The sequence below is a fragment of the Pelovirga terrestris genome (genome assembly GCF_014773365.1).
In the GTDB taxonomy this organism is placed as follows: Bacteria; Desulfobacterota; Desulfuromonadia; order Desulfuromonadales; family Geopsychrobacteraceae; genus Pelovirga; species Pelovirga terrestris.
The window spans coordinates 67,810-80,603 of record NZ_JACWUN010000014.1 but is presented as its reverse complement, the minus strand read 5'-3'; the positions used below and the strand labels follow the sequence as shown (position 1 = coordinate 80,603).

Below are 12,794 nucleotides of genomic sequence, written 5' to 3'. Positions count from 1 at the left end.
GTCGGGAATCCTGTGGCAAGAGTTTTTGTCGCTATGGACGGCGACCAAAAGCGGTCATGGCTGACGAAAAGCGTCCCTTGACATAGGATTTCCGACCCGGGGCTGAACAGATACGTCTCATTTAAGAAAACTTACCCTGACGCCTTAACTGAGCGTCCTTTTTCGGCGGGAACGTCCTTTTTCCCCTCGTAGGTGCGCAGCATTTCTTCAGCCAGGGCAACATCGTCCTTGCAGCCGATAAAGACCGGGGCACGCTCATGAATCTGGGTCGGCAGCAGATCGAGAATCGGCTGGTGGCCATCGGACGCTGCGCCACCGGCTTGTTCGACCAAGTATGCCATGGGGCTGAGTTCAAACAACAAGCGCAGTTTGCCTCGGGGCAGGTCTTTGAGGTGCGGGTAGAGGAAAACCCCTTCCCCCTTGAGCAGCACCTGATTAATGTCCGGCACAAAACCGCCACTATAGCGCAACTTCACCCCGCGCTTCTCCAGCGTAGAAACATAGTTTTCAACCCCGGGAGTGTACTGATTACGCAAACCACCCGGTGAGTAAAGGTTGCCTTTTGGCTTCAGAGTAATGTGTTCTCGCAGCAGCGTATATTCCATCAGGTTGTTCATCCCGAATTCATAAACGCCGTCCCCGACACTATAAACCAGGGTGGTGCGCGGACCGTAAAGAATATATATGGCCGCTACCTGCTCACGCCCGGGGCGCAGCAGATCATAGCCGGGGAAAATAGCAACGATGGTGCCTACCGCCAGGTTAACGTCAACCAGGGATGAACCGTCCAGAGGATCAAAAGCAACCGAATATTTACCCTCCCAGTCGGTCGAAACAGGAATAATCTGATCCATCTCCTCCGACATCATATTAACGACCACGCCTGAATGATCAAGGCGTTTGCGCAAGATCCGATCCGCCAATACATCCAGAGCCAACTGTTTTTCACCATAAAGATTGGAGGTACCGGCAACCCCGAGGTCGCCGGTTCGAATGGAATGAATAATGTATTTGGATGCCTCGGCTATCTCACAAATGAGATGGGTCAGATTATCTTCAACACCGGTTTCACGCAAATGACGCCGCAGATCGACCTGAAACTTGGTTTTACCCGGTTCACTCATGAGATACGCTCCCCTTATCTAGTTATAAGCAATAATCGACCCTCAGGGTCAGCTGCCAGCTTCGACTTGAGTAACTACTTTAGCCCACCGGAAGATTTCCAGCAACCGTGAACTGACCTTAATGACAAAATTAATCAGCATTACTCGTCTGTGGACTTGCTTACGATGGCCTGCGCTTGATCACCTTGACGGCAGATCGCCAGCCCCTCTTCGAGGGTAGGATACAACAACCTGATTCCAAGCTTTTCCAGCATATGTCGATTGGTCATCCGCCGCGATTCTTGCAGAAATGACAATGTCAGGGGATTCATGATCTGTTGCGCTTCGTCCCAGGTCAACTGCTGTGGGCGCGGCAGATCATACAAATCGGCGACCGCAGTAAAATATTCGCTCATACTGCTGTGCTGACCATCGCAGACATTAAAAATGTCCCCCGCCTCCCCCCGTTCCATAGCAATCAGACAGATACGCACCAGGTCAAGGCTATGGATACGATTGGTTACCGGTGAATCTTCCGGTCGCAGCACCTGATGCCCTTTGTGCAATTGTGCCAACGGCAGACGTCCAGGGCCGTAAATCCCCGTCACACGTAGAATGATCAGGTCAAAACCCAGTTCTTTGGCTTGGTCGCACAACTGGCTTTCGGCGCTGGCTCTTCTTTTGGCGCGACTGGTTTGGGGATTGATCGGTGTTTCTTCGGTCACCAGGTCACCACCACAGTCACCATAAACACCGCTGGTACTGATGTAGACAATCCGCTGCGGACAGTTATCGGCGTTCAGCATACGGCAGAAATTTGCCATGCGGGCATCGATTGATCCCCCCCCTTGCGGCGGCATAAAATAATAGACCCGTTGGCGCTGGAGTAGCAGGAGCGGCAGGTCATCCCGACAATCGAAGTTGGCGACAATCGGCGTCAACCCCAATGCCAAGAGCTCTGCGGCCCCTTCGGCGTCGTGGGCCGTGGCCTGCACCTTATGTCCCTGGTTCAGCAGCTCCCTGGCTACCCGTTTACCGATATCTCCACAACCAATGATTGTGTAATCCATCATCCGCTCTCCTCTTCGCTTCAGACCAGACTTTTGTTGACAATTTCGTATAGGTCACGCGACAGATTCTCCTGTTGCAACGCCACCAGTTCCTCACGCAGCAGTGCCCGCCGCTGTGGTTCCAGGCGTTTCCAACGGGTCAGGGGGGTAGCCATGCGCGCCGCCACCTGGGGGTTGCGCTTGTCAAGGCGCCTGATCTGCTCGGTTAACAAACGATAACCATTGCCGTCTTGACGGTGAAAAACAGCCAGATTCTGGGCAAAAGCACCGAGTAAAGAGCGCGCCCGGTTCGGGTTGCTCAGGGTAAAATCAGGGTGCAACAGCAAACGTTCAATCTCGAAAAAGGTGTTTTCGTGACGCCCTGATGCCAGGGTTGAGAACCACTTGTCGAGCAACAGCGGGTAGTGCTTCCACTGTCGGTAAAAATCCTCTTTGACCTGATCACGCAGCGGACTCTGCCGGCAGTCAACCAGGGCGGCAAATGCTGCCAGCCGATCGGTCATATTGCCGGCTTGTTGATAATGACGCAGGCAACGATCCTGCAGCAGTTCATCTGGTTCCAGCATCAGCAGCGACAGGCAGCCATGGACCAGACGGCGGCGACCAACTGCGACAGGATTGAGGGAATATTCCCCTGCGCTCGAATAGCGGTCATAACACTGCAGCAGTTTCTCACGATGGACCGACAACAGGTGCCGCAGAGCCTGTTCACGCACCGCCCTGATCCGTTGTGGATCGACCTCATCCAATTGATCGGCAAGATACTGTTCGCTGGGCAGTTGCAGCATGCGCGCCAACAAGCTTTCATCCGCCTCGTTATCAGTCAGGACAACCCCCCAGGCATCAACAAACACCTGACTCAGGCCGGTGGACAGTTGCCCCTCCAGTTGCTGCCGGTAAAGTTGCAACAACTCAGCAACGGATAACTGCTGCCCCGCCTCCCAGCGGTTAAAGGGGTCACTGTCGTAAGCCATGCGAAACGCCAGGTCTTCGGGCCGATCCTCCATCGTCAAGCGGACCGGCGCGGAAAACCCGCGCAACAGCGACAGTACCGGTTGCTCCTGAACCCCGACAAAAGAGAATTGCTGGCGGGACTGGGTCAGCTCAAGGACTCGACTGGTGCCGCCGGGGGCTTCGTCGCTGGCCAACTGCAAGGCCAGGTCGGTACCATCATGACCAAGCAATCCCATCACCAGGGGCAGATGAAACGGCTCCTTGTCGGGCTGGCCAGGGGTGGCTGGGCAGCTCTGCTGACAGTCGAGGGTGAAGGTTTGAGTAGCGCAATCGTAATGACAGACCACCTGTACTTCAGGGGTGCCGGCCTGGGTGTACCAGCGGCGGAACCGGGTCAGATCGACCTCACCGGCCTGTTCCAGTGCGGCGACAAAATCCTCACAGGTCGCGGCCTGACCATCGTGACGCTTCAGATAGAGGCGAACCCCTTCGACGAACCGTTCCCGTCCCAGCAGGGTTTCGAGCATCCGAATGACCTCTGCACCCTTATTGTAGATCGTCGTCGTGTAAAAGTTATTGATCTCTACATAGGACTCCGGACGCACCGGATGCGCCATGGGTCCCGCATCTTCGGGGAACTGATACTGGCGCAGCAGGGCGACATCATCAATCCGCTTGACCGCAGCAGACTGCATATCGGCCGAAAACTGCTGATCGCGCAGCACCGTCAGCCCTTCTTTCAAACTGAGTTGAAACCAGTCGCGGCAGGTGACACGATTGCCGGTCCAGTTATGGAAGTATTCGTGGGCGATGACCGCTTCAATCCCCAGGTAATCATTATCGGTTGCCGTTTCCGGGCGGGCAAGCACGTATTTTGAGTTAAATACGTTCAACCCCTTATTCTCCATCGCTCCCATGTTGAAATCGTCCACGGCGACGATCATATAACGGTCAAGGTCATATTCCAGCCCGTAGACCTGCTCTTCCCACTTCATCGCCTTTTTCAACGACTCCATGGCAAAGTCGCAGTCGTTGCGGTTGCGCTCCTCGACAAAAATCTGCAGCAGAACCCGACGCTCGGACAGGGTAATGAAGTGATCTTCCAGACAGACCAGGTTTCCCGCCACCAGAGCAAACAGATAGCTCGGCTTGGGAAACGGGTCCTCCCAGCAGGCAAAGTGACGACCATCATCCAGCACTCCCTGGTCCACCAGATTGCCGTTACTCAACAGCACCGGGCAGTCGGCCGGTTCCCCTTCGATCCGTACCCGAAAGGGCGCCAGGACATCGGGGCGATCCGGGTAGTAGGTAATTTTTCGAAATCCTTCCGGTTCACACTGGGTACAGAAAATCCCGTTGGACTGATAAAGCCCCTCGAGCGCCGTGTTGTTCAGCGGATCAATGCGGGTGATGATGTGCACAGTGAGCTGCGCCGGCGGTGCAGGAATCGTCAAGCTGACATCATCGCACTGATAATCAGCCGGCTCCAGGGAAACACCGTCTACCTCGACTGCCACCAGCTGCAGATGTTCACCGTCAAGCACCAAGGGCTCAATAACCCCGTTGCGGTCCGGGTTCAACCGTAGTGCGAGGGTCGAGGCCACCTGGGTTGCGGTCGGGCTCAAATAAAAATCGAGCTCAACCTGATCAACCAGGTAAGCAGGCGTCAGATAATCCTTAAGATATTTGGTTTGTGGTGATTGGGTTGTCATAAGACTCCGAACGAAAAGGGTTGATATAGTAGCTGCCTCTTGCGCAGCAATCAGGCTTGAACGTTATAGTCGCGGTACAGCAGGCTCGGCTGAATCCCCTGATTATCCTGATATTTGCCGCTGGCGTAAGCATCACTTTCCCCCTGCAGGGCATGGTAATAAATCTGGCATATCTGCACTCCGGCATAAATCCGGATGGGCTGGACACTGAACATTTCAAGGGTCCAGAAGCCGCGAAAACCAACGTCACCAAACCCTGCCGTGACGTGCACGAACAAACCCAGACGCCCGACCGATGAACGCCCCTCCAGCATCGGCACCAGGTTGCGGGTTTCCGTATATTCCCGGGTCCGGCCGAGATACAGCCGGTTCGGCTCCAGAACAAAACCATCCGGCGGAATGGTCAGAGTGGTCCAGGGATTATTTTTTTTCATATCGAGCTGATTTTCGGTATAAATGAGCAACTCGTCATGTAATTCCAGATTGTAGCTATTGGGATTCAGGCGCGACTTGTCATAGGGACGGATAACAATGTCCTGACCCATACGGGCGTCGATTTCCCTGCCGGAGAGTATCATCTATGTTCCTCCCTGTGACCCTCATTAACGAACCATTAAAAAATCAGGGCAGCCGTTCCGACTCGATTATTGTCCTCTGCCCAGACAACCCTGTTCAGCATCATAACGATATGGTATCTATCCATCTACACGCAAACAACCACAACGCCAGCAGGCACCAAAGTGCCCTTCAAGGGTCTCCTGACATTGTGGGCAGCGCCAAGCAGGTGCGAGCGGATCTTTTTTGAGCCAGGCATCTACAAACATTTTCGCCCGGGGCCAGGCTTCATTATCAACTACCCAGAGTTCCGGACAGCACTCAATAAAGGGAATTTCACCAACAGCGGCGGTCAGCTCGACATTGCGCAAAACACAGTCAATCTCCTCGCGGATCAGGATATCCCGCAGCAGGCCGGCAAGGTACGCTTCATGAAAACCGAAAACATGTAGTTTTTTCATAGGTCGACAGTATAACAACAGCAACACAGGGAAAGAAACAGACCGGCATAAATTCAGGCCAGCAACGATGATACCGACGACGAACGGAGACGATGATGACCGACCTGTCCACCAACTATATGGGGCTTGCCCTGAAAAATCCACTGGTTGTCGCCAGCTGCTGCCTGACCGGCACCCTGGATGGAGTCCGTCAGTGCGCCGCAGCCGGTGCCGGTGCGGTGGTTCTGCGCTCCCTGTTTGAGGAACAGATCAGGGGTGACATCTCGTCCCTGAGCCGCCACGCCGAGGACTACTCGGGTTACGGTGAAGCGTTCCAGTATCTGCAAAGCTATGGGAACGCATTCGGCCCTTCGCAGTACCTCAAACTGGTCAGGGACGCCAAAAAGGCGGTAACGATTCCCATTATTGCCAGCCTTAATTGCGTCAGCGCTGATTCCTGGGCCAGCTACGCCCACCAGCTCCAGGAAGCCGGAGCTGACGCCATCGAGCTCAATATCAGCATCCTGCCGACCGACTCATCACGTCCCTGTGATCATATTGTTGCTGACTACCTTAACATTCTGCGTGAGGTCAAACACCAGGCCAGCATTCCGGTGGCGTTGAAAATCGGCCCCTACTTCACCTCACTCGCCCATGTGGCCAAACGCCTGACCAGCGACCAGGCCGAAGCGCCGAACTACAGCGTTGGCTGGATGGGGAAGGATCGTCAACCCGGCAAGATGATCCGTAAAGGAGCCGATGCCCTGATTCTGTTCAATCGCTTTTATCGTTTTGATATCGATATTGACAAGCAACAACTAACCCATGGTTCGCCCTACAGTTCCCCCCATGATATGGCCGACACATTGCGCTGGATCTCTCTGCTCTATGGCACCGTCAACTGCGATTTTGGCGCCACGACCGGCATCCATGACAGCACCGGAGTGATCAAGGCACTGCTCGCCGGCACCACCGTGACCCAACTCTGTTCGACCCTCTACCTGCATGGCCTCAGTTCCATCAAGGTCATCGAAAAAGAACTGCGCCAGTGGATGGAAAACAACGGCTACAGTACGTTAGCTGATGTGCGCGGACGCATGAGCCGTCACGCCAGCAACGCTCCGAAAGATTACGAGCGGCTGCAATATGTGAAAATGTTTATCGAACAAGATGGTCGAACACCTGGTCTGCGCTACGAATAACTTCAAAACCAACAGGAAAGAACCTCCATGCAGGAAATGATTCGCAAAATTCTGACCTCACGGGTTTACGAGGCGGCAGTCGAAACCCCCCTCGAAGAGGCCACCGAACTCTCACTGCAACTGGGCAACCGGATTCTGATCAAACGCGAAGATCTGCAACCGGTTTTCTCATTTAAAATTCGTGGGGCCTACAACAAAATCGCTCAACTCCACGAAACCGAACAGATCCGTGGGGTGATCTGCGCCTCCGCCGGGAATCATGCCCAAGGGGTCGCTTTTTCGGCCAAAAAGCTGGGCATCAAGGCGTTGATCGTGATGCCGGTAACCACTCCGAGGATCAAAATTGATGCGGTTAGAAGACTCGGCGCCGAGGTTGTCCTTCATGGCGATAATTATTCAGAAGCCGCTGACCACTGCGAACAGCTGCAACAGCAGCGTAACCTGACCTTTATCCCGCCGTTTGACGATGAAATGATTATTGCCGGTCAGGGAACCGTTGCCGATGAAATCCTGCGCCAGAGTGCCGGCAAACTCGATGCGATTTTTGTACCGGTGGGTGGTGGCGGTCTGATTGCCGGCATTGCCACCTATTTCAAGGCGCTGGCACCGCAGGTCCGGATTATTGGGGTCGAACCCCTCGACAGTGACGCCATGTACCAATCCCTGGTCGCGGACAAACGCATCACCCTTGAAACCGTTGGTATTTTTGCCGATGGCGTAGCGGTACGGCAGGTCGGCAAAAAAACCTTTGACCTGTGCCGCAAGCATGTTGATGAGATTATCCGCGTCTCAACCGACGAGATCTGCAGTGCGATCAAGAGTATTTATCAGGCCAGCCGCTCTATCGTCGAGCCCGCCGGGGCCCTGGCCATGGCCGGGCTCAAACAATACGTCAAACAACGGCAGGTCAGCGGAGAAACCCTGGTCGCCATCAACTCCGGCGCCAACATGAATTTTGAGCGGCTGCGTTATGTTTCAGAACGCACCCAGGTTGGTGAAGGGCTTGAATCCCTGTTTGCCGTCACCATTCCGGAAAAACCGGGCGCTTTGCGCCACTTTTGCAGCGAGCTGCTGGCCGGTACCAGCATCACCGAGTTTAGCTATCGCCTTGCCGATCGCGACAAAGCCCACCTGTTTCTCGGCGTTGCCATTGGTGGGGAACCGGCACGGCAAGCCTTTTGTGACCAGCTCAGCCGGCGCGGCTATCCGACCATCGATCTGACCGCCAACGAGCTGGCCAAAACCCATCTGCGCTACATGGTTGGCGGGCGCTCGACGGCAGCGACCAGGGAGCGCCTGTTCCGCTTCTGGTTCCCGGAACGTGCCGGCGCCCTGACCCGCTTTCTGGCCGACATGGGAACCAACTGGAATATTTCCCTGTTTCACTACCGCAATCAGGGGGGGGAATTCGGCCGCGTGCTGATCGGCCTGGAGTTGCCGCTCGGTGATGAAAACAAACTAATGGCGTTTCTTGACCGCATCGGCTATCGGTTTCTGGAACAGACAGATGATCCGGTTTACCAGCTGTTTCTTTGAATGATGGGGCCTGAAATGGTCAAAAGCGCCCTCTCACCCAATTTCTCTAAACTCATGAATCCATCTGCTGCTGGATATGATCAAGGGTGGTTCCCGGCCGCAACAAAATATTGCGAATTTTATAACAAAGCTCCATCTGCTGATCTGAACAAACCAGGGGTAGTGCCAGCCGATCTTCGATCCGCTTGGCGCAAACCTCGAAGTTCAGTGGTTCCTCACCACAGGCAACCAGCAACAAAGCAAAGGTCAGCTCATCAAAGCTGGTAACGAAATCTTGGTGCCGTACCTGGGAGATAATGCGTTGCGCCACCTCCTGCATCACCTGCCGGCGATCGGCAGGAGCAACCATCGCCCCGAAGGGAGCAAGGGTAACCGTCAGCATCAGGGGTTCTCCTGATTCACCTTTCGTCTCGACCAGCACCTGTTTCAGGACCTCGATAAAAGACCCCTTATCAACCAGGCCCGCGAAACGCCCTTTAAGGGGTTGGTCCTTGCTGAAATATCGTGGGTCTTTGCGGCGGGCACGGGCTCTTTCAATCTTTGTCAGATCGCTATCTACCCGGCGCATCCGTTCGGAACACTCAGGACAAGCCACCAGCCAGCCACATTTCTCGCAACCACCTCGGCTGAAGATCTTCTTTAATGCCTGGATCATCGTTGATTCCCTGTTGTTAGGTTTTGTTGGTTAGCCATTGCCGGGGGTCACGAGGTCAAAGAGGCTATTTTTAAGAGCAGCGGTATCAATTTTCAGTCTTGTTGGTACGGTGTGAATGCTTGACCCGGTACATTGCCTGATCTGCCCGGTTGAGCGCCACGTGAGGTTCCTCACCGGGGGAGAGTCTGACGGTACCGATGCTGCACCCAACCCTGATCACCTGATTCTTGATCGTCATCGGCAGGCTTAATTGCTCTTCAACCCGCATGGCTATCATCTCCGGATCGAGAGGATGCAAACCATCCGCCATCAACAACAACACAAATTCATCACCGCCCATCCGCGCCGCCAAATCCCCTTCGCGCAGCAAGTGACGAATCCTTCCAGCGACCACCTGCAGCACCAGATCGCCCGCTTCGTGCCCCATGCTGTCGTTGATGGGTTTGAAATTGTCCAGATCAATGTACAAGAGCGCCGCCGGTTGCCGATCCCTGAAAGGCAACCTGAGCACCTCACGAAATTTTTCCATAAAATAGCGACGATTAATCAAACCGGTCAGGGTATCGGTATTGGCCAGATCGACCAGTTTTTCCTGCGAACGGCGGCGCGCTTCAACCTCCCGATTCAGCTCGCGAGTACGGCGTGAAAGCGCACGCATGGCACGATTGAACGACAGCGTCAGTTCAGCAAATTCACCCCAGAACCGTTCTTTGATATGGACGTCGCTTTGGCCGATATGCAAGATTGAAGTCGCCTTGGTCAGTTCCCGCAGCGGGCGGGCGATCATGCGCGCCAAGGCAAGGGCCATCACAGTGACCAGGGCCAGAGCGAACAAGGTCATCACCAACAGATAGCGCATCTGACCCCAGAAAACATCATTCAACGAGGTCGGAGGAACGTGAACCAGCACATCACCGAAGCCATAACTGAGTTGCCGAACCAATGCTATTTGGTCGTGTTGGTAAACCGGGGGCATATTGTCCCCACCAGCAATTAATGAGCCGTCAAGACCGGGCGATTCTAACAAACGATAAAAAGCCTGATTAGCTTCCCCATGAACCGGACACTGGGTTCCCAGGATTTTTACGTTGTGATTCTCAGTCGGCAGCAGCAGAACATTTCCCATCCCGGAGTGCTCACAACGAAAATCTTCAAGCACGGCAACGATGTCGGCCATAGTGACCAGCAGATGAAGACTGCCGAGGTATTGATCTTCAAGATAGAGGGGTCCACTCACCCAGATGCAGGGGGTATCTTCGGCTAACCAGTGCAACTGCAGTTGCTCCGCCCCTGACTGCTGAACAGGGGGAATCAGTGAGCAGAGAGCCTCCGGATCCTCATTGTGAACTCCCGTTACCAGATCATCAGCGGGATTACGAATCCAGATACCGACAAAATGCTCCATGGACGCAAGGGCATCGCCGATAATCCGGTTCAATAGTTCCAGGTGGTGATGCTCACCGGTCTGGTGATAAGCCCTTAAACTGATCCGTAGCTGGGTTCGACTGTTTACCAGTTTCAGTTGTTCAAAAAGCCGCTGCAACTCCAGATTGATACGCCGCTGTTGCCCCTCGGCAATCTGGATCAGGTTCGATTCGATCTGATCAAGCGTGTTACGTTTGGAGATTTGATACTGGGCAAAAAAGAGAATCACTAAAGGAATCAGGGAAACCAGTAAAAAAGCCCCAATCAGGCGCGGACGCAAACCAACACCTGACCAGAAGCTCAGGGCACGGCAACGCAGCTTCTGCAGTCTGACCCTGCGCTGGAACCTGTCATCCTGAGCTTTGCCCATTGCTGTCCGCTCCCAATCATAAGTTGGTCACTTCGCCCTAAAGCAACAAAGGCCCCCTGACTTACAAAAAAAGACCCAGCTTCATACCGAAGTGGGTCCGACAACTGACTCTTCGGCAACCCGGCTGTCCGCGTGGGACCCGTGGCTTTGCGTCCCCGGATCGCGCCGGGTTTGCCCTTATCGGAAGCTTATTTAAATTTAACCAACTATAGCTCAAATCCATCCATTGTCAAATATAATTCAGCAACAATGACTGATGAATCGAATCATGTTGGCTCATATGCCCATCATGTCAGACCAGATGGCCGACCCCCAATCCTCGGTATAGCGATCCTACAGGACAAAACGGCCGGTCACCCTTGCCACAGAAACTCCGACCCTGCGCAAGGACAGTGGTAAATTAAGTTACAAACCATTTTGACATAACAGCTCCCTGGGCATTTAAGTTATCCCGCTATGGTTAAGGAATTAGCGCTGACCCTGATCCGATCATTCACCATGCTAGCATTCCTGCCATTGCGCAGAGCGTTTTTCAAGAAAGGCGCTGATCCCCTCTTCAGCATCGCTACAGGTAGTCAACGCAGCAAAAAGGTCATCCATATTTTCCAGGCCCTGATGGTAAGGGACATCCTGCAGGCGCCGCAAACCTTCTTTACCGGCCCGCAGGGCCAGCGGGCTTTTTGCGGTCAGGGTCTGGGCCAGCTTAAGGGTCTCAGCTGCCAGCGCATCGTCAGCGACTACGCGGTTGACCAGGCCCAGTCGTTGTGCTTCAGTCGCGCTCATGGTCTCACCAGTCAGAACCATCTCCATCGCCTTTTTGCGCCCGACCAGACGTAGCAGGGGCACTGCCGGCCCCAGACAGATCAGCCCAACGTTGATAGCAGTGGTACCGAACACGGCACTTTCAGTCGCAACCGTCATATCACAAGCGAAGGACAGCCCGGCACCGTTAGCCGCAGCATACCCCTGCACGGCAGCAATCGTCGGCTTATTCAGGCGATTCAGGGTATGGTAAAAAGCGTCAATCCGATGGAGAAAACGCCGCGCTTCCAGAGGGGTCTTGCCACGAAACTCCTCAAGGGAAATCCCCACACTGAAATGCTTTCCTCTTGCTTCAATCACGATGACCCGAACATCATCGTCCCGCTCCATTGCCCAAAGGCTCTGATCGAGCAGATCGGAAAATTCCGGGGTGAAGGTATTCAAGGCCTGCGGACGATTAAGGGTAATGTAGCCGATGTGATGTTCTACCCGGCTTAAAATTGGTGTTTCTGTCATAACAACCTCCCTGTGAGAAAGAATAAAACGGCGTTAGTATATATCAAAATGGCTTTGCGTCTATGGTTGAATGTGAAGGTTTCGGATAAAAAACGATCGGGCTACCTGCTTTCTTTGACCCGAACAAAGAAACGATCAAAAAAAGGCTTGAAAACAAACAAAGCCATATATATACTTATATGTATATTTACATCAAGGAGGAGCTATGCCGATTTTCGAGTATCAGTGCCCGCAGTGTGGAAAAATAACAGAAAAAATTCAGACAAGGTCGCAAACCGACATCCCCTGCCCGGTCTGCTTTAAACCGGCAGTACGCAGGGTCTCGCGCTCAGCGATCAGCACGTCCGGCAGTTCGTGTGGCTCGAGCAGCGGAGCAGGTTTTACCTGAGGATGACAAAAAAGGTGGCGTGACCACCTTACTACCCGGATTGAGCACAACCCGACAACCCGTAACCATCACCGAAGGAGAAAAATTTTGCTGAAAATAACTGATG

11 protein-coding genes and 1 riboswitch are annotated in these 12,794 nt (G+C 53.9%); of the genes, 3 read left to right on the top strand and 8 right to left on the bottom strand.

What is annotated here, in order from left to right; all coding sequences use genetic code 11:
* Positions 1-131: 131 nt before the first annotated feature.
* From ICT70_RS12000 to ICT70_RS11980, 5 genes are all read right to left on the bottom strand, one after another.
* A complete protein-coding gene (locus ICT70_RS12000) occupies positions 132-1,124 on the bottom strand; it encodes a class 1 fructose-bisphosphatase (protein WP_191156972.1) in 993 nt (330 codons plus the stop codon).
* Positions 1,125-1,264: 140 nt separating this feature from the next.
* Entirely contained in the window at positions 1,265-2,176 is a 912-nt protein-coding gene (locus ICT70_RS11995) for an SDR family oxidoreductase (protein WP_191156970.1), read from the bottom strand.
* Between the two features lie 17 nt (positions 2,177-2,193).
* Positions 2,194-4,839 carry an aminopeptidase N gene (gene pepN, locus ICT70_RS11990; RefSeq protein WP_191156968.1) on the bottom strand — a complete coding sequence of 882 codons (2,646 nt, stop codon included), beginning with the start codon at positions 4,837-4,839 and terminating at the stop codon, positions 2,194-2,196.
* A 50-nt stretch (positions 4,840-4,889) separates the two neighbouring features.
* Positions 4,890-5,417 carry a dCTP deaminase gene (dcd, locus tag ICT70_RS11985; RefSeq protein ID WP_191156966.1) on the bottom strand — a complete coding sequence of 176 codons (528 nt, stop codon included), beginning with the start codon at positions 5,415-5,417 and terminating at the stop codon, positions 4,890-4,892.
* Between the two features lie 117 nt (positions 5,418-5,534).
* Positions 5,535-5,855: a DUF2007 domain-containing protein gene (locus tag ICT70_RS11980; RefSeq protein WP_191156964.1), complete on the bottom strand. Its 321-nt coding sequence runs from the start codon at positions 5,853-5,855 to the stop codon at positions 5,535-5,537.
* Between the two features lie 95 nt (positions 5,856-5,950).
* Here ICT70_RS11980 and ICT70_RS11975 point away from each other — a divergent pair, with 95 nt between their 5' ends.
* Together ICT70_RS11975 and ilvA are read left to right on the top strand one after the other, a co-directional pair.
* Positions 5,951-7,036, top strand: a complete 1,086-nt coding sequence (locus ICT70_RS11975) for a dihydroorotate dehydrogenase-like protein (protein ID WP_224747015.1) — start codon at positions 5,951-5,953, stop codon at positions 7,034-7,036.
* Between the two features lie 27 nt (positions 7,037-7,063).
* Positions 7,064-8,572 carry a threonine ammonia-lyase, biosynthetic gene (ilvA, locus tag ICT70_RS11970; protein ID WP_191156960.1) on the top strand — a complete coding sequence of 503 codons (1,509 nt, stop codon included), beginning with the start codon at positions 7,064-7,066 and terminating at the stop codon, positions 8,570-8,572.
* Between the two features lie 52 nt (positions 8,573-8,624).
* Here the strand turns inward: ilvA and ICT70_RS11965 are convergent, their stop codons facing one another.
* From ICT70_RS11965 to ICT70_RS11955, 3 genes are all read right to left on the bottom strand, one after another.
* A complete protein-coding gene (locus tag ICT70_RS11965) occupies positions 8,625-9,227 on the bottom strand; it encodes a nucleotidyl cyclase domain-containing protein (protein ID WP_191156958.1) in 603 nt (200 codons plus the stop codon).
* Positions 9,228-9,312: 85 nt separating this feature from the next.
* Positions 9,313-11,022, bottom strand: a complete 1,710-nt coding sequence (locus ICT70_RS11960) for a GGDEF domain-containing protein (RefSeq protein WP_191156956.1) — start codon at positions 11,020-11,022, stop codon at positions 9,313-9,315.
* A 111-nt stretch (positions 11,023-11,133) separates the two neighbouring features.
* Positions 11,134-11,208: riboswitch (cyclic di-GMP riboswitch) on the bottom strand.
* 315 nt (positions 11,209-11,523) lie between these two features.
* Positions 11,524-12,300: an enoyl-CoA hydratase/isomerase family protein gene (locus tag ICT70_RS11955; RefSeq protein ID WP_191156954.1), complete on the bottom strand. Its 777-nt coding sequence runs from the start codon at positions 12,298-12,300 to the stop codon at positions 11,524-11,526.
* Positions 12,301-12,505: 205 nt separating this feature from the next.
* Between ICT70_RS11955 and ICT70_RS15295 the strand changes: the two genes are divergently transcribed.
* Entirely contained in the window at positions 12,506-12,688 is a 183-nt protein-coding gene (locus ICT70_RS15295) for an FmdB family zinc ribbon protein (protein WP_191156952.1), read from the top strand.
* The last annotated feature ends 106 nt before the right edge of the window (positions 12,689-12,794 follow it).

Excerpts from the sequence above, each read along its gene's own strand:
- ICT70_RS12000 (WP_191156972.1), bottom strand. The coding sequence starts at position 1,124 with ATGAGTGAACCGGGTAAAACCAAGTTTCAGGTCGATCTGCGGCGTCAT.
- ICT70_RS11995 (WP_191156970.1), bottom strand. The coding sequence starts at position 2,176 with ATGATGGATTACACAATCATTGGTTGTGGAGATATCGGTAAACGGGTA.
- pepN (WP_191156968.1), bottom strand. The coding sequence starts at position 4,839 with ATGACAACCCAATCACCACAAACCAAATATCTTAAGGATTATCTGACG.
- dcd (WP_191156966.1), bottom strand. The coding sequence starts at position 5,417 with ATGATACTCTCCGGCAGGGAAATCGACGCCCGTATGGGTCAGGACATT.
- ICT70_RS11980 (WP_191156964.1), bottom strand. The coding sequence starts at position 5,855 with ATGAAAAAACTACATGTTTTCGGTTTTCATGAAGCGTACCTTGCCGGC.
- ICT70_RS11975 (WP_224747015.1), top strand. The coding sequence starts at position 5,951 with ATGACCGACCTGTCCACCAACTATATGGGGCTTGCCCTGAAAAATCCA.
- ilvA (WP_191156960.1), top strand. The coding sequence starts at position 7,064 with ATGCAGGAAATGATTCGCAAAATTCTGACCTCACGGGTTTACGAGGCG.
- ICT70_RS11965 (WP_191156958.1), bottom strand. The coding sequence starts at position 9,227 with ATGATCCAGGCATTAAAGAAGATCTTCAGCCGAGGTGGTTGCGAGAAA.
- ICT70_RS11960 (WP_191156956.1), bottom strand. The coding sequence starts at position 11,022 with ATGGGCAAAGCTCAGGATGACAGGTTCCAGCGCAGGGTCAGACTGCAG.
- ICT70_RS11955 (WP_191156954.1), bottom strand. The coding sequence starts at position 12,300 with ATGACAGAAACACCAATTTTAAGCCGGGTAGAACATCACATCGGCTAC.
- ICT70_RS15295 (WP_191156952.1), top strand. The coding sequence starts at position 12,506 with ATGCCGATTTTCGAGTATCAGTGCCCGCAGTGTGGAAAAATAACAGAA.